At 65.6% G+C, this 24119-nt stretch carries 21 protein-coding genes; 7 read left to right on the top strand and 14 right to left on the bottom strand.

Annotation, left to right across the window (positions count from 1 at the left end):
* Position 1 precedes the first annotated feature (1 nt).
* The 14 genes from A7X65_RS37970 to A7X65_RS37905 form a co-directional block, all read right to left on the bottom strand.
* On the bottom strand, positions 2–1597 hold the full coding sequence (locus A7X65_RS37970; protein WP_063694531.1) for a xanthine dehydrogenase family protein molybdopterin-binding subunit: 1596 nt from the start codon (positions 1595–1597) through the stop codon (positions 2–4).
* A gap of 12 nt (positions 1598–1609) precedes the next feature.
* Entirely contained in the window at positions 1610–2086 is a 477-nt protein-coding gene (locus tag A7X65_RS37965; protein ID WP_063694530.1) for a (2Fe-2S)-binding protein, read from the bottom strand.
* A 6-nt stretch (positions 2087–2092) separates the two neighbouring features.
* Positions 2093–2911 carry an FAD binding domain-containing protein gene (locus A7X65_RS37960; protein WP_063694529.1) on the bottom strand — a complete coding sequence of 273 codons (819 nt, stop codon included), beginning with the start codon at positions 2909–2911 and terminating at the stop codon, positions 2093–2095.
* The gene (locus A7X65_RS37955) at positions 2912–3355 is read right to left on the bottom strand and encodes an SRPBCC family protein (protein WP_063694528.1); all 444 of its coding nucleotides are present in this window, start codon (positions 3353–3355) and stop codon (positions 2912–2914) included.
* Between the two features lie 2 nt (positions 3356–3357).
* Positions 3358–3795 (bottom strand): SRPBCC family protein, encoded by a 438-nt coding sequence (locus tag A7X65_RS37950; RefSeq protein WP_063694527.1) that lies wholly within the window; start codon positions 3793–3795, stop codon positions 3358–3360.
* Between the two features lie 10 nt (positions 3796–3805).
* A complete protein-coding gene (locus A7X65_RS37945) occupies positions 3806–6706 on the bottom strand; it encodes a flotillin family protein (protein ID WP_063694526.1) in 2901 nt (966 codons plus the stop codon).
* 26 nt (positions 6707–6732) lie between these two features.
* Positions 6733–7566 carry a phosphoenolpyruvate hydrolase family protein gene (locus A7X65_RS37940; RefSeq protein ID WP_063694525.1) on the bottom strand — a complete coding sequence of 278 codons (834 nt, stop codon included), beginning with the start codon at positions 7564–7566 and terminating at the stop codon, positions 6733–6735.
* Between the two features lie 3 nt (positions 7567–7569).
* A complete protein-coding gene (locus A7X65_RS37935) occupies positions 7570–9780 on the bottom strand; it encodes an ABC transporter permease (RefSeq protein WP_063694524.1) in 2211 nt (736 codons plus the stop codon).
* Positions 9773–10555 (bottom strand): ABC transporter ATP-binding protein, encoded by a 783-nt coding sequence (locus A7X65_RS37930; protein WP_025035423.1) that lies wholly within the window; start codon positions 10553–10555, stop codon positions 9773–9775. Before A7X65_RS37930 ends, A7X65_RS37935 begins: the two co-directional genes overlap by 8 nt.
* Positions 10548–11630, bottom strand: coding sequence for a branched-chain amino acid ABC transporter permease (locus A7X65_RS37925; protein ID WP_063694523.1), 1083 nt, complete (start codon positions 11628–11630; stop codon positions 10548–10550). Before A7X65_RS37925 ends, A7X65_RS37930 begins: the two co-directional genes overlap by 8 nt.
* A 1-nt stretch (position 11631) precedes the next feature.
* Positions 11632–12642, bottom strand: coding sequence for a branched-chain amino acid ABC transporter permease (locus A7X65_RS37920; protein WP_063694522.1), 1011 nt, complete (start codon positions 12640–12642; stop codon positions 11632–11634).
* A gap of 193 nt (positions 12643–12835) precedes the next feature.
* A complete protein-coding gene (locus tag A7X65_RS37915) occupies positions 12836–13663 on the bottom strand; it encodes an AraC family transcriptional regulator (protein ID WP_063694521.1) in 828 nt (275 codons plus the stop codon).
* Positions 13664–13780: 117 nt separating this feature from the next.
* Positions 13781–15031, bottom strand: a complete 1251-nt coding sequence (locus tag A7X65_RS37910; RefSeq protein WP_063694520.1) for an ABC transporter substrate-binding protein — start codon at positions 15029–15031, stop codon at positions 13781–13783.
* Positions 15032–15298: 267 nt separating this feature from the next.
* Positions 15299–16057, bottom strand: coding sequence for an SDR family NAD(P)-dependent oxidoreductase (locus A7X65_RS37905; RefSeq protein WP_063694519.1), 759 nt, complete (start codon positions 16055–16057; stop codon positions 15299–15301).
* Between the two features lie 168 nt (positions 16058–16225).
* On the opposite strand from A7X65_RS37905, the gene A7X65_RS37900 reads away from it, so the two are divergent.
* The 7 genes from A7X65_RS37900 to A7X65_RS37870 form a co-directional block, all read left to right on the top strand.
* Positions 16226–17485 carry an extracellular solute-binding protein gene (locus A7X65_RS37900; protein WP_063694518.1) on the top strand — a complete coding sequence of 420 codons (1260 nt, stop codon included), beginning with the start codon at positions 16226–16228 and terminating at the stop codon, positions 17483–17485.
* A 2-nt stretch (positions 17486–17487) separates the two neighbouring features.
* Complete coding sequence (locus A7X65_RS37895; RefSeq protein ID WP_063694517.1) at positions 17488–18429, top strand: carbohydrate ABC transporter permease; 942 nt, start codon at positions 17488–17490, stop codon at positions 18427–18429.
* Entirely contained in the window at positions 18422–19270 is an 849-nt protein-coding gene (locus A7X65_RS37890) for a carbohydrate ABC transporter permease (protein ID WP_063694516.1), read from the top strand. Before A7X65_RS37895 ends, A7X65_RS37890 begins: the two co-directional genes overlap by 8 nt.
* A gap of 22 nt (positions 19271–19292) precedes the next feature.
* Positions 19293–20390: a Gfo/Idh/MocA family protein gene (locus tag A7X65_RS37885; RefSeq protein WP_063694515.1), complete on the top strand. Its 1098-nt coding sequence runs from the start codon at positions 19293–19295 to the stop codon at positions 20388–20390.
* A gap of 10 nt (positions 20391–20400) precedes the next feature.
* Positions 20401–21045: a ThuA domain-containing protein gene (locus A7X65_RS37880; RefSeq protein WP_063694514.1), complete on the top strand. Its 645-nt coding sequence runs from the start codon at positions 20401–20403 to the stop codon at positions 21043–21045.
* Positions 21042–22091 carry a LacI family DNA-binding transcriptional regulator gene (locus tag A7X65_RS37875; RefSeq protein WP_063694513.1) on the top strand — a complete coding sequence of 350 codons (1050 nt, stop codon included), beginning with the start codon at positions 21042–21044 and terminating at the stop codon, positions 22089–22091. Before A7X65_RS37880 ends, A7X65_RS37875 begins: the two co-directional genes overlap by 4 nt.
* Before the next feature lie 530 nt (positions 22092–22621).
* A partial coding sequence (locus A7X65_RS37870) for a beta strand repeat-containing protein (RefSeq protein WP_156528431.1) occupies positions 22622–24119 on the top strand: 1498 nt, incomplete at its 3' end.

The following is a 24119-nucleotide window of genomic DNA, read 5'->3' as shown; positions in this document are numbered from 1 at the left end:
CTCAACGTCTCCTTGTTCCGAACACGGACGAGAAGCGGGTCGCCCCGTGCGACGGGGCAGCCGGGCGGGGCGGCGGCGGAGGCGGTGCGGGTGGAGGCGGATCGCGCGGCGGTTCGCGGGTCACGGTTGGCGGAAGCCGGTCATAGCTGGTGCGCTGCTGGACCGGTGCAGTCGGTCTCGCGCGCGAAGAATCCGTCGGCGTCGCGGGGATCGCGGCGCGGCTGCCGCCGCCGTCCTTGCGCGAGGAGGCGCGCTTGAACTCGTCGCGGATCGGCCACTTTGCCTTCTCGGCGGCGACCTGCACGCATTCGATCAATGCGGTGTTCTTGGCCTCGCGCCGGTGCGCCTTCATGTCGCCGTCGCGATAGGCGTTGAGGATGCGGAACTCCATGGGGTCCATGCCGACGAGATTGGCCAACTTGTCCATCTGGCATTCGATCGCGAAATCCATCGCGGTGACGCCGAAGCCGCGCATGGCGGTGGCCGGTGTACGGTTTGTGAAGACGCAGTAGACGTCGCCATAGACGTTCGGGATGGTGTAGGGGCCCGGAAGATGCGCGGCGCATTTCACGGCGGCATAGCTCGACAGCCGCGTATAGGCCCCGCTGTCGAAATAGGCGCGGATCTTGCGCGCGACGATGCGGCCGTCGCGCATCACGCCGTCCTTGATGTAGATGCGTTCGGCGCCGCGCGGCGGGCCGTATTGCATCTCCTCCTCGCGCCCGAACACGTAGCGCACAGGCCGCCCGGTCAGCATCGCGCCGAGGATCGCGAGTGGCTCGGTCAGAGTGTCCACCTTGCCGCCGAAACCGCCGCCGACGGTGCCGCCGATGAAGTGGAAAGTGTTGGAGGGGACGTCCAAAATCTTGGCGCAGGTGTCGACCGAGAAGAACAGCGCCTGGGTCGAGGTGTAGACGACGTAACGGCCGTTGGTGTCGGGCGCTGCGATCGCGCCGTTGGTCTCGGTCGGTGCGTGCTCGATCGGGGACATCTGGTAGCGCTGCTCGAGCACATGCTCGGCGGTCGCGAGCGCCGCATCGGCATCGCCGAAGCGCAGGCGCTGGTGGTCGTAGGTCTCGTGGTAGGTGAAGGTGTTCTTGGGATAGGTCTCGTTGACAACGGGGGCGCCCGGCTTCAGCGCGTCCTCGACGTCGAACACGGTCGGCAGCGGTTCGTAGTCGACTTTGACCTTTGCGATCGCTTCGAAGGCCTCGCGCTCGCTGTCGGCGACGATGGCGAGGATCGGCTCGCCCTTGTAGCGGACCTTGTCGACAGCAAGCGAGGGCTCGTCGTCCTTGCCGAAGTTGATCAGGCTCAGCAGCGTGTTGAGGTTGCGCGGCACGTCCGCCCCGCGGATGATGCGCCGTACGCCGGCCGAGCGCTCGGCCTCGGTGGTGTCGATGCGCCGAAGCCTTGCATGGGCGTGCGTCGAGCGCACGACTTTCAGGTGCAGCATGCCCTGAAGTTTGTGATCGTTGAAATAGCTGGACGTGCCGGTGACATGGCCGAGCATGTCCTGGCGCTGGGTGCCCTTGCCGATCTCCTTCAGATTGTCGTCGCGCTCATCGGCAAAAATGTCCTTGCGCAGTTCCAGCATGGTCGCGTTCCCTTACGCGCTGATCCGGCCGCCGGCGGCGGCGAGGATGGCATTGACGATCGGCTCGTAGCCGGTGCAGCGGCAGATGTTGCCGGAGATCGCCTCGACGACCTCGTCGCGGCTGGGCGAGGGGTTGCGATCGAGCAGGGCCTTCGCGGCCATCAGCATGCCCGGCGTGCAATAGCCGCATTGGGCGGCGAAATGGTCGGCGAAGGCGCGTTGCAGCGGATGCAGGTTCGGGCCCTGCTTCAGCCCGTCGAGCGTCTCGACCGAGCGGCCCGCGACCGTCTCGGCGAGCGTCAGGCAGGAAAGGTGCAGCTCGCCGTCAACCAGGACACTGCAGGTGCCGCAGCCGCCCTGGCCGCAGCCAAATTTCGGCGTCATGTCGCCGATCAGCTCGCGCAGAGCGACCAGCAGATTGGTGCCTCCATCGACGAAGATCGCGACGTCGCGACCGTTGTGGCGGAACTGAAGTGGAATTTTCGACATGGCGCTCTATTCCTGTCCCGACAGCAGACGCCGCAGATGCACGCCGACGATCTCGCGGCGATACCAGGCGCTGCCCAGTGCGTTGTCGGACGGTGATGTTCCCTCGCTCGCCGCGGACGCGGCAGCCGCGATGGTCGCGGCATCCAGTGAACGCCCCTCCAACGCCCGTTCCGCTGCCCTTGCGCGGATCTGCGTCGGGGCCATCGAACCCAGTGCGATCCGTGCGCCTGCAATCCGTCCGCCGGTAACGGGCAGGTGCGCCGCCAGCGTGATCACCGCGCCGCCCTTCGGCTTGATGCGGGCGATCTTGCGATAGCGAAAGGCCTCGCTGCTGGCCGGCCGAGTGCAGGACACCGACAGCACCAGCGTGCCGGCCTGCCGGTCGCGCGCCTGCAAAAACTCCTCGATCGGGATGTCGCGGGTGCCGAAGCCGCCTTGCACGGCGACGGTGGCGTCGAGCGCGAGCAGCGCCACGGTGAAATCGCCGTAGGGACTTGGCGCAAACAGATTGCCGCCGACGGTCCCCATATTGCGTACGGCGGGGCCGCCGATCGAGCGGGCAGGGCCGTGCAGGAAGGCGAGATCGCGTTCGGCGAGCACGCGCGCAAAAGTAACACCGGCGCCCAGCACCACGCGCGGGCCGGACGCATCGATCCGGGTCAGCGCCTGGTCCTGCGCGCGGACGACGGTCGAAATCGAGACATCGCCTTCGTTCAGCGCCCGCATCACCAGCGTGCCGCCGCCCAGATAGCGGGCGCTGCGGTCCGAGGACAGCGCCCCGGCCGCCTCGCTGGCGCTCGCAAAGGTTTTCACTGTCACGGCCATCTAGGCGGCCTCCTTCAGATGGCGGCGGATCGCTTCGAACCCGGCCTGGTAAATGTCTTCGGCGACCATGTGGGTGATGCGGTCCCGGTCTTCCGATCTCGTCGTGAACCGCGACTCCCAGTGCCAAAAGGTGCGGTCGCCGTCGGTGACCGGCAGCAGCCGGACATGGGCGACGTAGTTGAACATCGGGATCGGTGTATCGAGCAGGCAATAGCTGAAGGTCTGTTCGAGGTCGGACAGCGCCAGCAACTGCTCGCGCAGCTCGGAGCCGTCCTTGAGCTTGAACCGCCGGACACAGCCGATCTTGTCGGCGGATTGCGCGCGTTCGATGGAGGACGTAGCTACTGCCGGATGCCAGTGATCGTGCCCGTTGAAATCGCGCAGCACATTCCACACCGCCTCGGTCGGCGCGTCCAGGATCGTGCTCTTGACCACATGCGGCATGGCTAGCCTCCAAACACGCGCTTCAACGCGTCGAAGCCGCCCTGGAACACACCGCCGCCGATGTTGTTGACGAGCTCGGTCTCCCGCTCCGGCGCGCAGTCGAATTCCGCGCTCCATTCCATGAAGGTCTGATCGCCGTCGGTGACGGGCGTCAGCCTGAGGGTCGCGACGTAGTTCTCGACGCCCATCGGCGATTCCAGGATCGCGTAAGTGCAGAACATGTCGTAGTCGGAGAGCCCCAAGAGCTTCTCGCGGATGCGGTCGCCGTTGCGCAGGCGAAAATCTCGCACACAGCCGATCTTGTCCGAGGGTTCGCCACCCTCGATCCGGCTTTCGGCGATGGCCGGATGCCAGTTCGGCAGGCCGTTGAAATCGCGCACCCGCGCCCAGACCCGATCGTTGCGGGCGTTGACGACGGTGGAGACGTAGACGCGGGCCATGGTTCAGACCTCAGCTCTTCTTCCGCGGACCGCGCTCGGCTGGCGGCTCACCGCCCTCGGCGGCGGGCGGGGCGGCAGGCTTGTCGCCACCGCCGCTCTTGCGCGCGGAATCCTTGATACCCTGCATGTCGCGGGCCTCGCGGATCAGGCCGGGCATCTTGGCGAGGCTGCCGCCTTCGACGCCGATGTCCGACAGGATGGAGTCGATCAGGGGCGCCTGGACACGGTAGCGCAGGGCGGAGTCGATCACCTCGTCGGTGGCACTGCGGCCGCCGTTGCCGCCGCCATGTCCGTTGCCGTTGAGGCCGTCGACCTGGAGGATGCGGATGCCCTCGATCTTCTCCATCGGCTTGACGCTCTCGCGCACGATGCCTTCGATGCGGTCGAGCAGCTTGCGGCGGAACAGCGAGTAGCGTGCCTGATCCGTTAGTACGTTCTCGGCCTCGTTGAGCATGCGCTGCGCCTCCGCCTCGACCGCGGCGCGCACGCGCTCGGCCTCGGCCGCGATGCGGGTCTCCTCGGCCTGTTTCTCGGCCAGCAGGACCTCGACGTTCTTGCGGCGCTTGGCGATCTCGCTCTCGCGGGCGGTGACGACACGCTCGGCGGCTTCGGTCGCACGTATCCGTGCTTCCTCGGCGGCGGCGCGCGCGGCCGACTCCTCCAGCGACTTCTGATGGATGGCGATGGCCTTCTCCATCAGCACCGTCTCGACGTCCTTCTCGCGATTGACCTCGAGCTTGCGCAGCTCGCGTTCGCGGCCGATGCGGGCTTCGTCGAGACCGCGGTCGGAGGCGATCCGGGCGCGCTCGACCTCCTCGCGGGAGGCGATCTCGGCTTCCTGCAGGGATTGCACGCGTGCGACCTCGAGTTGCTCGATGGCGCGGCGACGTTCGATGCGGGCGGCCTCCAGTGCCTGCTCGCGCGAGACGTCGGTCGTCTCTACCTCCTTGCGCGCGACGATCTCGGCCTGCTTGACCTGGCGGTCGGCGTCGATGCGTTCGGAGCGCTTGGTGGAGAGGGCGATGACGCGGTCCTCGTCCGCGATCTCGACGGCCTTCTTCTGCTCGATGTTGAGGACTTCGCGCTTCTTGGAGGAGTTGATGCGCTCGGCCTCGAGCGCCAGATCGACCGTGATGCGCTGGCGCTCGACGGCGTCGCGCCGCTTCAGTTCGGCCGCTTCCAGAACGCCGGTCCGCTCGATCTCGAGCGCCTTGGTCTCCCGGTCGGCCTGGATGCGCTCGGCTGCGACCGCCTTCTCCTGGGCGATGCGCGCCGCCTCGATCGCTTCGCGCGAGGCGATGTCGGCTTCCTCGACGGCGCGGTTGCGCGCGATCTCGAGCGAGCGCACGCGCTCCTCCTGCGCGATGCGGGAGGCTTCCGTTGCTTCACGGGCCGTGATGCCGGCGACGTCGAGCGTCTGGTTGCGCTCGATCTCGAGCTGCCGGGTGTTCTGCTCGGCGGCGATGCGCTCTGCTGCCAGCGTCCGCTCGCGTGCGATGCGGGCGGCCTCGACCGCGCGCTGGGCCTCGATCTCGGCCTCCTGGATGGTGCGAACCTGCTGGATCTCCAGCGCGCGGGTGCGCTCGTCCGAGGAGATTCGCTCGACATTGACCGTCATGGTCTGCACGATACGGGCCTTCTCGGTCGCCTCGCGCGCGGCAATCTCGGCTTCGTCCACGGCGCGGGTGCGCTCGATCTCGCGGCGCCGGGTCTCCTCCTCGTTGGCGATACGGGCGTCGGTGACGACCCGGTCCTGCTGGATGCGGGCCTTCTCGATGGCTTCGCGGGCGGCAATCTCGGCTTCCTCCACCGTGCGCATGCGCTCGATCTCGCGCTGGCGGACCTCGCGTTCGCTGGCAATGCGGGTGGTGTCGATCGAGCGCTGGTTGGCGATCCGAGTCTTCTCGATCTCCTCGCGCGCCAGCAGCTCCTTCTCCTCGATGGTCCGGGTGCGCTCGATCTCCTTCTGGCGGGTTTCGCGCTCGGAGGCGATGCGGGCTTCCGCAATGGCCTGGTCGTTGGCGATGCGGGCGCGCTCGATGGCTTCGCGCGCCGAGATCTGCGCCTGCTCGGCCTCGGTCTCGCGCAGGGCTCGTTCGCGGGCGACTTCGGTGCGCTGAAGCGCACGGCGCATCTCGATGTCGCGCTCCTGCTCGAGGCGCGCGGTCTCGCTCTCGCGCTCGATCTCGAGTGCCTGCCGCTCGGCTTCCAAGTTGCGTGAACGGATCTTGATCATCGAGTCCTGCTCGATGTCGTTACGGACCTTCCGCTTCGCCTCGATGTCTTCCATCAGGCGGGTGAGGCCTTCAGCGTCGAACCGGTTCGACGGGTTGAAGAACTCGAGGTCGGTCTGGTCGAGATCGGTGATCGCGACCGATTCCAACTCGAGGCCGTTCTGGGCGAGAGCTTCGGCCGCGTTGGTCTTGACCCGCGCGACATACTCGCCGCGACGCTCGTGCATCTCCTCCATGGTCATTTCCGAGGCGACCGAACGGATCGCGGAGATGAACTTGCCGGCGAGGAGGGCGTGGAGCTGTCCCGGTTCCATGGTTCGGCGGCCCAGCGTGGCTGCCGCGATGGAGACGGCTTCGCGGGTGGGCTGCACCCGGACATAGAAGTCGGCCTCGATGTCGACGCGCATACGGTCGCGGGTGATCACGGCATCCTGCCGCGAACGCACGATGCCCATCGGCAGCACGTTCATGTTGACCGGCGTGTAGTCGTGGATGAACGGCAGCACGAAGGCGCCGCCATTGATCACCACGCGCTCGCCGAGGAAGCCGGTCCGGACGAACGAGGTCTCCTTTGAGGAGCGGTGGTAGAGCCAGTTCACGATGTAGACACCGACCACGATCACGATGATCGCGACGATCAGCCAGAGGATCAATTCACCGACCAGCATCCCTGACATCTTTCCCTCCCTCGACCTATCCGGCGTTAGCGCGCGCCGATCGCCTTGAATTGACGGACCTGCTCCGTCAGCGCCCGCTCGACGGGCAGCCGCTCCATCGAAGAGGCGCCGTAGAAGCCGTGGCAATGACGGGTGTTCTTCATGATGAAGTCGGCATCGGCGGGATCCGCGATCGGTCCGCCATGGGCCAGCACCAGGATGTCCGGATTGACGCTGAGCGCTGCCGTGGCCCAGGTGTCGATCCGCGCGGGGCAGTCCTTGAGCTTCAAGGCGGTGTGCGCCCCGATGGTGCCGCCGGTCGTGAGGCCCATGTGGCAGACGATGATGTCAGCGCCGGCGATCGCCATCGCGGCGGCCTCCTTCTCGCTGAACACGTAGGGCGTGGTCAGCATGTCCTTGTCGTGCGCCTTCGCGATCATGTCGATCTCGAGTGCGTAGGACATGCCGGTCTCTTCGAGATTGGCGCGGAAGGTGCCGTCGATCAGGCCGACCGTCGGAAAGTTCTGGACGCCGGCGAAGCCAAGGGCCTTCAACTGGTCGAGGAAGACATCCATGTCGCGGAATGGATCGGTGCCGTTGACGCCCGCAAGCACCGGGGTCTGGCCGACCACCGGCAGCACCTCGCTCGCCATTTCCAGTACGATGGCGTTGGCATCGCCGTAGGCCATCAGGCCCGCGAGCGAGCCGCGCCCGGCCATGCGATAGCGCCCGGAATTGTAGATGACGATGAGATCGACGCCGCCGGCTTCCTCGCACTTGGCCGACAGGCCGGTGCCGGCACCGCCGCCGACGATCGGCTCACCGCGTCTTGCCATGTCGCGGAACTTCTTCAGGAGGGCAGCGCGTTCAAACCTGGCCATCGGTCACCTCGCTAGTCTCCGCCGCGCGCCGGTGCGGCCGAACAGCGTTCGGAACGCACTGACGATGGCGGCGGCGAAGTCGGGATCGTTGATGTTCTTAGAGATGCGAATGAGCTGGCGGTTGCCGGTCTGGCGCACATCGCGCTCCAGCGCTCGGAACAGCGCGGCGTCCGCGTCCGGATCCCAGAACGGCTGGCCGCGCGCATCGAGCGCGGAAACGCCGCCCTCGGGCAGGAAGAAGCGCACGGGGCCGTCCATCTGGTTGAGGCGCTCGGCGATCCAGCGGCCCATACGCTCGTTCTCCTCGACCGTCGTCCGCATCAAGGTCACCTGCGGATTGTGGACGTGGAATTTGCGGCCACGGTAGCGCTCGGGAATGGTGTCGGGCGCGCCGAAATTGACCATGTCGAGCGCGCCGACCGATCCGACATAAGGCAGGCGGCTGCGGATGATGGCGCCGAAGCGGTCTTCAGTTGCCGGAAACACGCCGCCCATCAGCAGGTCGCAGATCTCGGTCGTGGTGAGGTCGATGACGCCGGCGAGCTGGCCGGACTCGACGAGCTTCTCCATCGAACGGCCGCCGACGCCCGTGGCGTGGAAGACCAGGCATTCGAAATCGTCGCGCAGCTCGGCCGCGATCTTCTGCACCGCGGGAGTCGTGACGCCGAACATGGTGATGCCGACCGACGGCAGCCCGCCGGTCTGGCGGGCCGTTGCGGCGCTTTCATCGAGCCGCGCCTTGACCATGCCGGCGATCGCATTGGCGCCATTGGCCAGCACGGCGCGCGAGATCGTGTTCAGCCCCTGCACGTCGGTGACCGAGTACATCATGGTGATGTCGGACGGGCCGACATAAGGGCCGACGTCGCCCGAGGCGACCGAGGAAATGATCAGTTTGGGCACGCCGACGGCAAGCGCGCGCATGCCCGGTGCGACCAGCGAGGCCGCGCCCGAACCGCCGGCCGAGATCACGCCGGCAACGTTGCCCTGTCGCCGCAGCCAGTTGGCGAAGGCATCGGCCATCGCGGTCACGGCCGCGCCGCGGTCGGGGCCGAACACGGCCGCGCCGCCGCGGCCGTGGTTCAGCGCGATCTCCTGCGCGGAGACATCGCAGCTGGAATGCTTCCCGCTGGTCGAGACGTCCACCAGCCGGGTGCGAAGGCCGGCTGCCGCGATGATGTCGCGAATGAAGCGCAGCTCCTGGCCCTTGGTATCGAGCGTCCCGACGACCAGGACGACAGGCGGGCCCGCCGTCTGCGTAAGCGCGGGCTCGCGCCTGCGCCGCGTCGTCTCCTCCAGCCGCGTGACCTCGGTCGAGCGCGTGCGGGCCGCCGCCTCGATGCGGGCGATCGGCACCGGCTGCGACCATCGCGTCGGCAGCACAGGGTTCGAGACGTAGATCCGGACCGGGCCATCGCGGCGCGGCGCCGGTGCCGGCTTTGTTTCGGAGCCGGACGCGGGGATATCGAGGTCGGGTTCGAGCTCTGCGTGAAGCCCAACGCCAAGCAGGCGCTGCTGCAGATCGCGGTCGGCGGCGAGGCGGCCGGAGTCGATGATGCGGTTGATGCGGCCGTTGACCATGATCGCGACGTTGCGCGAGATCGCGGTGGCAACGCCGATGTTCTGCTCGATCACGAGCACGGACATGTCACCGTCCTCGCCGAGCCGCAGCAGCATCTCCTCGACCTGCGCGACGATGACGGGCGCAAGGCCTTCGGTCGGCTCGTCCATGATCAACAGATGCGGATTGGTGAGCAGCGCGCGCGAGATCGCCAGCATCTGCTGCTCGCCGCCGGAGAGCTGGCCGCCGCCATGGCCCTTGCGCTCGGCGAGGCGCGGGAAGGTGTCGTAGATGCGTTCGACGGTCCAGGCACCGGAGCGCATCCCGCCGGCAAGCTGCAAATGTTCGTCGACGCTGAGCGAGCGCCAGAGGCGGCGCCCCTGCGGCACGTAGCCGACGCCGAGCCGCGCGATCTGGGCTGGCGGCCGTCGCGTGACATCCTCACCACGCACGCGGATCGATCCGCCGCTCACGCCGACCAGCCCCATGATCGCCTTGCACAGCGTGGTCTTGCCCATGCCGTTGCGGCCGACGACGGAGAACACGCCGCTTTCCAGCGTGAGATCGACGCCTTGCAGCGCGTGCGAGTGGCCGTAGTAGACGTCGAGGCCGCGGACCTCGAGCGCGGCGGGTGAGCGGCGGGCCTCACTCATGGCCGCCTCCGAGGTAAAGCTCCTGCACCTCGGGATCGGACTGGATCTCCTGCGGCAGGCCTTCCTTGAAGATGCGCCCGTTGTGCATCATCGTGACGCTCTCGACGACGCGCAGCGCCACGTCCATGTCGTGCTCGATGATGATGTAGCCGATATGGGCGGGCAGGGAGGTCAGGATCTCGATCAGCTCGGCCCGCTCGGTCGGTGACAGGCCGGCGGCGGGCTCGTCGAACAGGACGAAGCGCGGGGCGCCCGCGAGCGCGAGCGCGATCTCGAGCTGGCGCTGCTGGCCGTGCGCGAGCTCGGCGACACGCTGGTCCTTCACGGCGGACAGATGCACGGCCTGCACGAGATTGTCGGCGGCATGCATCAGCGCGTCGTTTTGCCCCGGGCGCAGGAACGAGAAGCGTCCGCGCGAGACGCCGCGGCAGGCGAGATAGACGTTGTCCTGGACGGTGAGGCCCGGAAACAGCGCCGAGATCTGGTAGGTCCGGCGCAAGCCCCGGCGGATGCGCTCATAGGGCGGGAAGTGGGTGACGTCCTCGCCGAAGAAGCGGATGGTGCCGGAGGAGGGCGGGAAGTCGCCGGTGATGCAGTTGAACAGCGTGGTCTTGCCGGCGCCGTTGGAGCCAAGCACGGCGCGCCGCTCGCCGGGACGCACGGTGATGGTGACGTCGGTCAGTGCCGCGAGCGCGCCGAACAACCGCGTCACGCCGCGCAGCTCGAGCGCGGCACCGGCACCGACGGCAGAGAGGCGCTGGGCGACGCTATCCATGGCGGTGCCCTCCGCGAGAGCGGCTGTCGTCGCGGCGTTGACGCTGGCGCCAGCGCTGCCATAGTCCGATGACGCCGTCCGACGACCAGAACACGATGGCAAGGAAGCCGAGCCCGATCAGCAGGCGGAAGCGGTTGCCGTCGAGCCCGAGGCGGACCAGGAAGTCGAGCGCGAAGGTGCGCAGCAGCACGAAGATCAGTGCGCCGATGAAAGGGCCGATCGGACGCGTGATGCCGCCGACCACCGCGATGATCAGCACGTCGATGCAGGCACCGACGCTGACGGAGCCGGGCGAGATCTGGCGGTAGTTCCAGACTTGGAGCACGCCGGCGAGCGCGGCGATGAAGGACGCGAAAGCATAGGCGGCGACACGATGGGCGTTGACGTTGAAGCCGAGCGCCGCCATGCGCCGCGGATTGTCGCGCACGCCCTGGAGCGCGAGGCCGAACGGCGCGCGCGAGAGATATTCGACCGCGAAGTAGCAGAGCGCAGCGACCGCGAGCACGACATAGTAGAACGGGATGTCGGCGCGCCAGTTGACGCCCCAGAAATGTGGCGTCGCCACGGTGTTGATGCCGGTATGGCCGTTGAAGATCGCCCAGTTCTGGTTGGTGAAATAATAGAAAGCCGCGCCGATCGCGAGCGTGATCATGATGGTGTAGATGCCCTCGGTGCGCACCGCGAGCGCGCCGCCAAGCGTCCCGAAGGCGGTCGCCAGCGCGAGCGCCATGGGAACGGCGAGCCACCACGGCCAGCCCAGGCTGATATTGGCGTTGCCGCTCACGCCGAACACGGCGACCATGTAGGCCGAGAAGCCCGCGATGGTGAGCTGCATCAGGCTGACCATGCCGCCATAGCCGGCGAGGAACATCAGGCTCAGCGCCATGATGCCGAGGATCATCGTGGTCGCAAAGATCTCGATCAGGAAGAAGCCGTTGGCGATCAGCGGCATGATCAGGAGAATGGCCGCAACGACCCAGGCGGCGGGATTGTTGAGCTCCGGCCGTGCCCGCGCCGGGCGCTGCGCTCCGGCGGCGGGATGAACGGCAACGCGGGCATCATGGGCGAGCGACATCTCAGCGCCTCGCCAACAGGCCTTGTGGCCGGATCGCCAGCACCAGCACCATGATCAGGAAGGTCACGACGATGGCGTAGGTCGGGATGTAGACCGAGCCGAGCTGCTCGGCGAGGCCGATGATGAGCGCGCCGAGCGCCGCACCGGGGATCGAGCCCATGCCGCCGACGATCACCACCACGAGGGAGGCCAGCAGGAAGCGGATGTCCTCGCCCGGCGACAAAGACTGGAAGGTGCCGCCGACCACGCCGGCGATGCCGGCAAGGCCGGCGCCGAACGCGAACACGAGCACGAAGACGAGCTGGATGCGCACGCCGGTCGCAGCGAGGATGTCGCGATCGTCGACGCCGGCACGGATGATCATGCCGATCCGGGTGCGATTGAGAGCGAGCCACATCGCAACGCCGATGACCACGGACGCAGCGAAGATCACGAGCCGCACCATGGGATATCTGAGATAGACCGGCTCGCCCGAGGACTTCACCGCCGTGATCAGCGGCAAATCCACGGGCCCGATCAACCAGCTCGGGGTCTGGATCTGGTAGAAATCGCCGCCGCAGGCCCACAGCATGAGATCGGCAAACACGATCGACAGGCCGATCGTCACCATGGTCTGCCTGAGGTCCTGGCCCTCCATGCGGCGGAACACGATCACCTGCAGCAGCACGCCGACCAGGGCGGTCAGGATAAAGGCGACGATGAAGCTGAGCAGCCAGGAGCCGGTCGCCGAGCTGATGGCGTAGCCGACATAGCCGCCGAACAGATAGAGCGAGCCGTGCGCGAGGTTGACGTTGCGCATCAGGCCGAAGATCAACGTGAAGCCGCTGGCGACGAGGAAGTAGAGGCCGCCGAGCGTGACGCCGTTGAAGACGGCGTTGAGGAAGACGCGCTTGCGACCGATCGCCTCTTCGAGACCCGGCGGCCAGACCGCGAAGACGAGCCAGAGCAGGACGGCAATGGCGATGATCGTGATCAGCGCCCAGGCGGGATGACGTTCGACAAATCGGCTCATGTGCGCCGTCCGCTGGTTCGGGCGACACGCCGAAAGTTCATCGAATGCAGGTCGGACAGCCCAGCAGTGGCTGCAGGCCTTGCCATGGACGCGCGCTCCCGTCGGTCGCGATCATCTTCGGGATCGCGTTGGGCCACATCCTAGCCGGGCGGCGAGAGCGACGTTTGATCGTGAGTATCTTTTCGTGCAGCGGTCAGGCGCGCAAAACCTTGGCCGCGCGACGATAATCGGTCGGGGCCATCCCGACATTGGCCGCGAAGAAGCGGGTGAAACCGCTCTGCGAGGTGAAGCCGAGATCGAAGCCGATGTCAGCGATCGGCGTCTCGCTGGCCACGAGCGCTTCGAGCGCCTGTTCCATGATCAGCGTGTTGAGATAGAGGTTCGGCGTGACGCCGGTCTGGACGCGGAACAGCCGGTAGAAGTGCGGCCGCGACAGGCCGGACTCGCGGGCGATCGTATCGAGCTCGATCTCCGCGCCGGGGCTTTCCGTCATCATCTTGATGCACTTGCGCACGCGAAAATCGGTGACGGAGCCGCTGGCCCGCGGATCGCGCGCGATCTCGGCCTGCTGCCAGCTTTCGTCGTAGCAGATGTCGATCAGCCGCCTTAGCTCGGAATCGAGACTGGAGAGCGATGGTGCGCCGCACACGAGGGCGGCAGTACGCCGGATGTGCTTGTCGAGCGCCGGCGTGCGTCTGAACTGGGTCCGGCCGAACCGCATGCGCTCGGTGCCCGAGGCATCGGGTGCAAACCATTCGGCGTTGACGTAGAGCACGAAGAAGATGGCGCCGCCGTCGAGATCGGTCGGCAGGAAGTTGTGCGGCTCCCAGGGATTGACGGCGACGACGGACGTCTCGGTGAGGTCATAGTGTCCGTCGGAGACATCGATGCATGCGGGCATGCCGCCAACATGGAAGATCAAATGACCTTCGCGATGAGCGTGGATATTGAAAGGGCGGTTCAACTGATAAACCGTCGCCCGGCCAAAGCGGCCGTGGAAGACGGCGAGCGCCCGGCTCATGCCTTCCCTCCCGAATGTTCTTCTTTTCAGCCAGCGTTCAACAACGCCGCCGAGATTGCAAGAGCGGAGAGCGCCCGCGTCAGCGAGTCGCTCCCCGGCGTCTTGTCGCGTGATGCGTCAGTACTTCTTACATTCCGGCACGGTGCGGCTCGGCAATCCGATCTTCGAGAACACCGCCGGATCATAGCCGAGCGTCTGGTTCACGTTCGGGATCACCTTCACGACCTTGCTGAACAGCGCGCCCTTGCCGTCATCGACGACCTCGGTGACGAAGTTGGTGCCGATCGCCTGGCGGTTGGAGTCGAGCTTGATCTTGCCGTTCGGCGCGTCGAGCTCGATCTTCGCCAGTGCTTCCCTGAACTTCCCCTGGTTGTTGGAGAGGTCGCCGTTGACCTGACGCAGCGCGAGGATCAGCGCCATGGTCGAGCCATAGTAGTTGGTGGCCAGCAGCGACGGGCTCGGGAAGCGCTTGTTGGGCGGGAAGGCGTCCTGATAGGCCTTCACGAATTTCTGCCAGCCCGGGTCCTCCCAGGTGTCGGCCTGGCCGCTCGCCGCGATGGTGCCGATCAGCGCATTCTTGGCGTTGCCCTTTGACGACAGGATGGTCTGGTCGATCATGATGGAACCACCCATCAGATGCGCCTTGCCGCCAGCCTGCTGATACTGGTTGAGGAAGTTGACGGCGTCCGCGCCGCCGAGGCCGAGATAGATGGCATCGACATCATCGGGCAGGGCGGCGATGACGGAGGCGAAATCCTTGGTGCCGAGCGGCACCCATTGCCGGTTGGTCACCTGTCCGCCGGCACCGCAGAATTCGAGCACCAGCCCGAACACTTGGGTGTAGATAAAGGAATAGTCCTCGCCGACGGTCGCGATCTTGCGATACTTCTTTTCGTCATAGGCGTATTTGCCGAGGCCGACCTGCCACTGCGCGCCGTCCATGTTGTAGCGGAAGAAGTTCGGGGCGGGGTCGACATAGGTGGTTTCCTGCGCGCCCGATGCCGCGTTGATGAAGGTTAGCTCCGGATGGGTCTTGGCGAAGTTCTTCACCGCGATGCCCTCGTCGCCGGAGAGCGGCGACAGCAGGATCTGCACCTTGTCCTGCTCGATCAGCTTGCGGACCGCGCGCACCGCGGAGTCCGGCGTCGCGTCGGTCGAGGCGACGATGAATTCGAGTTCCTTGTCGCCGATCTTCTTGCCCAGCACGTTGAGCGCCGTCTGGTGGCCGCGCATGCCGTCCTCACCGAGCACGGTGTAGGTACCTTCGAGGGTCGCGGTGACGCCCACCTTGATTTTTTCCTGGGCGATCGCCGCGCCTGATAGAAACAGGCTGCTCAGCGCGAGCAGTCCGATGCTGCATTTCGACATTGTGCTCCTCCCTGTGTCGTCGGTTTGTTGCCGCGCCGAATTGGCGCGGCGTCCGCGGCTCTCGAACGGTCCGCGGCTTTAGGGGGAAGCTAGCCGAAGTCGAATGCGGTGCACGCGCGGACGCCTCGTCCGGCTTGACGGGCAGTCTCATTTTTGAATGTTGCGGCGCGGACGGTTTCGCGGTGCAGCAGGCGAAAGACCAATGCTGCGGGAGGATTCAGCGGCATCCGGTTCGCATCCGGATGCAGCTATTATCCTGAATGCCTGTCACACCCAGCCGCCATCGACGACGTAATGTTGCGCGGTGCAGGCGGAGGCCTCGTCGGAGGCGAGGAAGACGGTGAACTTCGCGACTTCGTCCGGCACCAGCTTTCGCTTCAGGCATTGCCGCTGCATCAGCTCGACCTCGCCCGCTGGCGTCATCCATTTCTCGAGCTGGCGCTCGGTCATGATCCAACCCGGTGCGATCGCGTTGACGCGGATATTGTAGGGACCGTAATCGCGCGCGAGGGAACGTGTCAGACCGATCACGCCCGATTTGCTGGCGGTGTAGGCGGCCATGCCGCCTTGTCCGGCGATCCACGACACCGAGCCAAAATTGATGATCGTGCCGGCATTCGCCGCCTTCATGTCCGGCAACACGGCTTGTGCGGCGAAGAACTGGTGCTTCAGGTTCACCGCGATGCGGTCGTCCCAGTACTCCGGCGTCATCTCCTCGGTCTTGTGCCGTTCGTCATGTGCGGCATTGTTGACGAGGACGTCGATGGCGCCGTGCGTGCTGCGCGCCTGCGCAACGCCGGCACGCAGCGCAGCGATGTCGGTCAGATCGACGCGCTGGAAATGCGCGCCGAGACCTTGATCCGACAATTCACGCGCGAGGCGCTGGCCTTCGTCTTCCTTGATGTCGAACAACACGACCTTGCTCTTCTGCTGCGCGAAGCGTCGCACGATCGCTGCGCCAATTCCCGATGCGCCACCGGTGACGAGAACGACCTTGCCGGCAAGGTCAGAATAGATGGCGGCCATGAATACCTCTCGGCTTGCTTGCGGACGGCGCAAGGCGCCGCCTGTTTCCTCTGCAAACCTTAGTCATTTCCACGCTGAGGTTCATAGGTCAGAATTTCAGTTGCGTACCTCAAAAATTGAAGGCAGGATTGCAGCCAAAGAATAGAAGAACCGGTTGGGAGGAATGTGATGAGGCTGCTCGGGAAGCTGGGACTCGCCGCTGCCGCATGCCTGCTTGGGGCCAATTGGGCCGCAGCCGACACAACGGTGAAATGGCTCCACATCGAGGCCAATCCGGCCCAGGTGAAGATCTGGGAAGAGGTCGCGCGCAGCTACGAGGCGTCGCATCCCGGCACCAAGGTCGAGATGCAATTCCTCGAGAACGAAGCCTACAAGGCCAAGCTGCCGACCATCCTGCAATCGAAGGACCGGCCGAACATCATCTATAGCTGGGCCGGCGGCGTCCTGAAGGCGCAAATCGAGGCCGGCGTCCTCGACGACATCACCGACCAGGTCAAGGGTTACAGCGACAGCCTCACCCCGGCCGCGCTTGCCGCCTTTACCAGCAACGGGCGCATCTATGGATTGCCGACCGCGCTGTCGCAGGTCGGCTTTCTCTGTAACAAGGAGCTGATGGCCAAGGCCAAGGTCGATCCTGCCGGCATCAAGAGCTGGGACGATCTGCTCACTGCTGTAAAGACGTTGAAGGCCGCCGGCGTGACGCCGATCGTGGTCGGCGGCGCCGACAAATGGCCGCTGCACTTCTACTGGACGCATCTTGCCGTGCGCATCGGCGGCAAGCCGGCGTTCGATGCTGCACTCCGCGGCGAGAATGGCGGTTTCGCAGGCGAGACCTTCCAGAAGTCGGGCGAGTTGTTCAAGCAGCTCGTCGATCTCCAGCCGTTCCAGAACGGATTCCTCGGTTTCAAGAATCCGCAGGCCGTCGGCTATTTCGGCGACGGCAAGGCGGCGATGACGCTCGCGATCTCGACGGTCTATCACCTGCAGCGTGCGCTCGCCGCGGACAAGGCCGGCCTCTCCGAGGACAAGATCTGCTGGTTCGATTTCCCGGTCGTGGCAGGCGGCAAGGGCGCGCCGACGGATACGCTCGGCGGCATCACCGGCTGGTTGGTCACCAAGGGCTCGCCGAAGGAGGCTGTCGATTTCCTGAAATACTTCGTCTCGAAGGACGTGCAGACGAAGCTTGCGGCCGGCAACTTCATCATTCCGGTGGTGCAGGGCGCCGATGCCGGACTCAACAATTCCTTCATGAAGCTGATCGCGGCCAATCTGGCGAAGTCGAACTATCACCAGAACTTCTATGACCAGAGCCTCGGTCCCTCCGTCGGCCGCGTCGTGAACGACGTCACCGCCGAGATCGCCGGCGGCAGCATGAGCCCGCAGGACGCTGCCAAGGCGATCGAGGCAGCCTGGAAGCAGGGCAACTGACGGTGGCGCGGCGGATCGCGTTCGCATCGGCGATGGACGTTGCGGCCGAGAGGGCCCCGCAGGCCGCAGTCCGGGGCCCGCGCTGGGACGGCCGCTTCACGGTCCTGATCCTGTTCCTGCCGCCGGCCCTGCTGCTGTTCACTTTGTTCGTGGTGCTGCCGATCGGCGAAGCCGCATGGTACTCGGCCTTCAACTGGAACGGCTTCGGCAGGCCGACCAATTGGATCGGATTCGACAACTACCGCTTCGTGCTGGAAACGCGCGCGTTCTGGCTCGCGCTGCGCAACAACGGCCTGATCATCGCGGTCTCGCTCGCGATCCAGCTGCCGCTTGCGCTCACGCTGGCCTTGATGCTCGCCGAGCGCTTTCGCGGCGCGGTGGCACTGCGCATGCTGTTCTTCATGCCCTATATCCTGGCCGAGATCGCGACAGGGTTGATCTTCAGCTTCGTCTATGACGGCGACTACGGCCTCGTCGCCTCGATCTGGCGGACCTTTGGGGCTGAGCCGCCGCATCTGCTCGCTTCGACCGACACCGCGATGCTGGCGGTGCTGATCGTGATCGTCTGGAAGTATTTCGGCTTCCACATGATGCTGTTCATCGCGGCGCTCCAGGGCCTCGACAAGAGCCTGATCGAGGCCGCGCGCATCGACGGCGCGACGCGGACGCAGACCCTGCGTCACGTCGTCGTCCCCTTGCTCTATCCGACCATCCGCCTCTCGGTGTTCTTCGCCATCATCGGCTCGCTGCAGCTGTTCGATCTCGTCATGCCGCTGACGCGCGGGGGCCCTGCGGATTCCTCCAACACAATGGTGAGCTTCCTCTACAACAACGGCATCTCGCGGATGCGGGTCGGCTATGGCAGCGCCATCGGCGTCATTCTGTTCGTGATCTGCGTGACCTTTGCGTTCACCTACAAGCGATGGTTCATGCGCGATGAGTAGCACCCAGACCTCCCGCGCCCCGTTCGATCCGGCTGGGCTGTTCAAGGCGCTATTCCTCGCCGCCATCGCCATCTTCGTGCTGGTGCCGCTGCTCGCCACCGTGCTCGGCGGCTTCAAATCGCTCGGCGAGCTCCGGGTCAATCCGTTCGGCCTGCCGCAGCACTGGGAGTGGCAGAACTATGCGGACATCCTGTTCTCCGCGCGCTACTGGCAGCTCCTGCGCAACTCGCTGATTATCTCGTCGCTCGCGGTCACGCTGACGCTGATCGTGGCCTCAATGGCGGCGTTCGCCTTCGCCCATGTCAGGTTCTACGGCAGCTCGATGCTGCTGAGCTATCTGACGCTCGGCCTGCTGTTTCCTGCCGCGACCGCGGTGCTGCCGCTGTTCATCAAGGTGCGCGATCTCGGGCTGCTCGACACCTATTTCGGCGTCGCGCTGCCGCAGGTGGCCTTCAGCCTCGCCATGAGTGTGCTGTTGCTGCGCCGTTTCTTCAAGGACATCCCCTACGAGCTGCTGGAGGCCGCGCTGGTCGACGGCTGCAGCTACATCAAGTTCTTCCGCTACGTGACCTTGCCGCTGTCGCGGCCGATCCTGGCGACGGTTGGCACCATCACGTTCGTCAACAGCTGGAATGCCTATCTGCTGCCGCTGGTGATGCTCAACACCGATGCGCTGTATCCCTGGCCGCTCGGCATCATGGTCTACCAGGGTGAGTATTCCTCGGAGTGGCACCTGATCCTGGCCTTCATCACGCTGACCATCCTGCCCACGGTCGTTCTCTTCCTTCTGGCGCAGAAACACATCGTCGCCGGCCTGACCGCGGGCGCGGTCAAGGGATGAGCGGCATCTCACGGAGATCGTAATGAGAAGAATAGGTATTGGAATCATCGGCTGCGGCAATATCAGCACCGCGTACCTGAAGGCGGCGCAGCGCTTCCCCGTCCTCGAGATCAAGGCGCTCGCCGACATGCGCAGCGAGGCTGCGGAGCGCCAGGGCGCAGCCTTCGGCCTGCCGGCGATGCGGGTCGATCAATTGCTGAAGCGCGACGACGTCGAGATCGTCGTCAACCTTACGGTGCCGCTGGCCCACACCGACGTCAGCCTCGCGGTGCTGAATGCCGGCAAGCACGTTCATTCCGAGAAGCCGCTCGGCATCAATGTCACTGAAGCGCGCAAGGTAATGGAGCTTGCCGCGCAGAAGAGCCTGCGCGTCGGCTCCGCGCCGGACACGTTCCTCGGCGGCGGGCACCAGACCGCGCGCAAGCTGATCGATGACGGCGCGATCGGCATGCCCGTTGCGGGCAGCGCCTTCTTTGGCTGCCCTGGTCACGAGCGCTGGCACCCGGCACCGGGCTTCTATTATCTGCGCGGTGGCGGACCGATGCTCGACATGGGGCCATACTACATCACCGATCTCGTGCAGTTGCTTGGTCCGGTCGCGAGCGTGATGGGATCGACCGCACGTCCAAGGTCCGAGCGGCTGGTCACCAGCCAACCCATGAACGGCGCGATGATCCCTGTCGAGGTGTCGACCCATGTCGCGGGCACGCTCGAATTCGAGAGCGGGGCGGTCGTCTCGATCGCGATGAGCTTCGACGTGCCGAAGCACCGGCATGCGCCGATCGAGATCTATGGCGACAAGGGCAGCATGCTGGTGCCGGATCCGAACCGCTTCGGCGGCGAGGTGCAGATCGCAAAGACCGGCGGCGAGTGGGAGACCGCAGCGCTCACGCACGGCCACGTCGAAGGCGAATTCCGCTCCATCGGCGTTGCCGACATGGCCTCGGCGATCCTCGGCAACCGGCCGCATCGCGCCAGCGGCGCGCTCGCCTTCCATGTGCTGGAGGTGATGGAGGCGTTCCAGACCTCCGCCGACGAAGGGCGGCGCGTCAAAATCGAGAGCCGCGTCGAGCGGCCGGCGATGCTGCCGGCCGGGCGCGAAACCGGGCAGATCGATTGAGGATTGAGACATGCGCAAGGCAATGATTGTTTGGGGCGGCTGGCCGGGACACGATCCCGATCTCTGTGCGTCGATGATCCGCGGCTGGCTCAAGGCCGAGGGTTTCGAGGTGCGGGTCGAGACCTCGACGGCGGCGTTCGCAGATCCTGGGATCCACGATCTGTCGCTGATCATCCCTATCTATACGATGTCGAAGATCGAGAAGGCGGAGGCGCTCAACCTCTGCGCGGCCGTGCGCAGCGGGGTCGGGCTCGCCGGCCATCACGGCGGCATGTGCGACGCGTTCCGCGATTCGGTCGACTACCAGTTCCTGTGCGGCGGGCAGTGGGTTGCCCATCCCGGCAACATCATCGACTACAAGGTCGACTTGACGAAGCCGGAAGACCCCATCATGAAGGGTCTCAGCAGTTTCGAGCATCGTTCCGAGCAGTACTACATGCATGTCGACCCCGCCAACGAGGTGTTGGCGACGACGACCTTCACCGGAGAGCACGCGCCCTGGATCGAGGGCGTGGTGATGCCCGTGGTGTGGAAGAAGCGCTACGGCGCGGGCAGGGTGTTCTATTCCTCGCTCGGCCACCGCGCCTATGAGCTCGACGTGCCCGAGATCCGGACGCTGATGACCCGCGGCATGCTCTGGGCCGCGCGCGAATGATGGCCGGCGCGGCCCAGCCGCTCGTTCGCGCCACGCTCGAGGACGTCGCACGTGCGGCCGGCGTTTCGCTCGCCACGGTGGACCGCGTCGTCAACCGGCGCGAAGGCGTACGCGCCAAGACGGTCGCGCGTGTCGAGGCTGCGGTGGCGAAGCTCGGCTATCGCGCCGACGTCGCGGCGGCGCGGCTCGCGCGCGGGCAGAGCTTTCGCTTTGCCTTCGTGCTGCCGACCGGCAGCAACAGCTTCATGACAAATTTGACCGAGCAGGTCCAGCGCACCGCGGAGTGGCTTGCCGGTCAGCGCGGCTTCATCGATATCCTCCATGTCGATGTGTTCGATCCCGACGTGCTCGCCGGCGCCCTGGAGAATCTGTCGCCGGCCTATCAGGGGGTGGCCGTTATCGCGCTCGACCACCCCAGGGTGCGCGCCGCGATCGACGAGCTCGCATCGCGCGGGGTCGCCGTGGTGACCCTGGTGTCGGACGCGCCCAGTGCGCGCCGCCTGCACTACGTCGGCATCGACAATCCGGCGGCGGGACGGACCGCAGCGACGCTGATGGGCCGTTTCCTCGCCGGCAACGAGGGCACGGTTGCCGTGATCGCGGGATCGTTGTCGCTGCGCGACCACACCGAGCGGCAGTTCGGCTTCCACCAGATCCTGTCCAGCGAGTATCCGAACCTGCGCGCGCTGCCTGTCATCGAAGGCCGCGACGACAGCGACCGCACCCGCAAGCTCACGGCCGCGCTGCTCGCGCGCCATGCCGACCTCCGCGGAATCTATTGTTGCGGCGCCGGGAACCGTGGCATCGCCGATGCACTCGAAGCCTCGGGTCGCGCGCGCGAGGTGGTCTGGATCACCCATGAGCTGACCCAGCACACGCGGCGCTTCCTGGTCCGCGGCACGCTCGATGCGATCATCAACCAGGATCCCGGCCACGAAGCGCGCTCGGCAGCGCGCGTCCTGCTCGCGCATTGTTCGGGTGAGCCGATCAGCCCCGACCAGGAGCGTATCCGCATCGACATTTTTCTGCGGGACAATCTGCCGTAACAGCTGCAAGCCTTCGCGTCAGGTGACGACGTCTTGACGGAATTTGCCCGTGAATAAGCGGAATGCAGATTTGTTCCCGAACCAGATGCGTCTCCCCAAAATTATTTCTGATCGCGTCTTGCTCTTTTCCGACGGTTGCGACATTCTGTCTATGCACATAAGGGTAGTGCAGGGGAATAGAGGGAAGTTGGCTGGCGAATGTGAATGACGTCCCTCTATCATCTCGCGCTCGTCACGAACTTGGCTGAGTAGCAGCTACTCGCCGCAGTTCGCGCAGCGGTCCGCCCAGACAATCAGCAGATACTTATCGCAGGAAGCTTGGCCAGGCCATCTCGGTCGTCGGTGGCGGCTGTCTGTGTCCAGGCGTCTGTGCGGCGGTCCGCAGATCCCAACCGGGCGTGATCGAAGCCAGCGCGTGAAGCGCGGGGACGGCTCTGCATGAGTCGGCTGACATCCGAGCTGTGTATCGTTGTCTGTGTTGTGTCCAGCGTGATCTGAACGGTCGACTGTCGGTTCCGGGGGAGACGGGCATGCCCAATACGACAAACGTCAGCAACACCACGATTTCGCTCACCGACGGCAGCAGCCTGATTGTGACGGGCACCAACGATACGGTGCTGGTGAATTCCGGCTGGGTGCAGCTGAATACGCCTGGCGGAACCATCACGGTCAACGGAACGAGTGACACGCTGTCGGTCGTGAGCAATTTCAGCACGGCGGTGATCAACGGCAGTGGCAATGCGGTGTCGCTGGCGGGCACTCTGGATACGGTGACGCTGAACGGCAGCAACGAGACCGTGACCATCGGCGCGTCGGCGCCCAATGCCGTGGTGAACCTCAACGGTACCGGTAGCACGGTCACGGGGGGCACATCGGCCATGGCCGCGGCGGTCGTGCTGTCGGGGGCCGGCAACGCGGCGACGGTCGTGGGCGATGGCTATTGGGTGACGCTCGCGGGTGCGAGCGAGACGGTGACGCTGAGCGGTACCGGTGATCGCCTGATCCTGAGCGGGAACTACATCACGCTGAACACGTCGGCTGCCATCTCGGCGACGCTGAGCGGCGTCAGCGACACGGTGACGCTTGGCGGCAACGGCGTGAGCGTGGCGCTGAGCGGGACGAATGACGTTGCGACGCTGACGGGTAGCGGCGCCAACGTGAGCATGAACGGCAATCAGAACACGGTGAGCGCGTCCGGATCGACGATCGTGGTCTCCATGGCTGCCAACGGTACAGCGACAGTGGTGGGCAGCGGCGACTCGATATCGGTGGTTGGCAACCAGAACTTGGTGACGCTGACCGGGAGCAACGAGACGCTCACGGTGAGCGGCACCAGCGACGTCGTGACGTCGACGGGCAGCAGCGACATCGTGACAATCAGCGGCACCAGCGACGCGGTGACACTGACCGGCGACGGCCATCAGGTGACGGTGAGCGGACCGGGCAACACGGTGACGCTGAACGGGAACAACGAGAGCGTCTCGATCTACGGCAATGGTACGAGGTTGACGCTGACCGGAAGCGGCGACAGCGTCAACGTCAGTTCGACCAGTGGCAGCACGATCACGACGGCGAGCGCCACGAGCTTCACGATGACCGGTTCGGTCAGCGGGGCGACGATCAACGGCAGCGGCAATACCGTGTCGCTGACGGGGCAGCAGGAGACGGTGACGCTGAACGGCAGCAACGAGACCGTGATCGCGGGCACCGGCGCGACCAATGCGGTCGTGAACTTGAACGGGACCGGCAGCACGGTATCGGGTCTGTCGGGCACAGCAGTGGTTCTTTCCGGCGCCGGCAACTCGGCGACGGTGATCGGGAACACGGACTTTGTGCAGCTTACGGGGAACAGCCAGTCGGTGACGTTGATCGGCAGCAGCGACTGGTTGACGCTGAGCGGGAACTTCATCACGCTGAGTACGTCTGGTGCGCGCTTTGTGACGCTGGCCGGCATGAACGACACGGTGACGCTGAGCGGAACCGGGCTTGTCACTGTGCTGAGTGGCACGAGCGACAGTGCGACGCTGA

It is taken from the genome of Bradyrhizobium stylosanthis (assembly GCF_001641335.1).
Classification (GTDB): domain Bacteria; phylum Pseudomonadota; class Alphaproteobacteria; order Rhizobiales; family Xanthobacteraceae; genus Bradyrhizobium; species Bradyrhizobium stylosanthis.
Note: the sequence above shows the minus strand (reverse complement) of the source record. Positions and strands in the feature narration are given on the sequence as shown.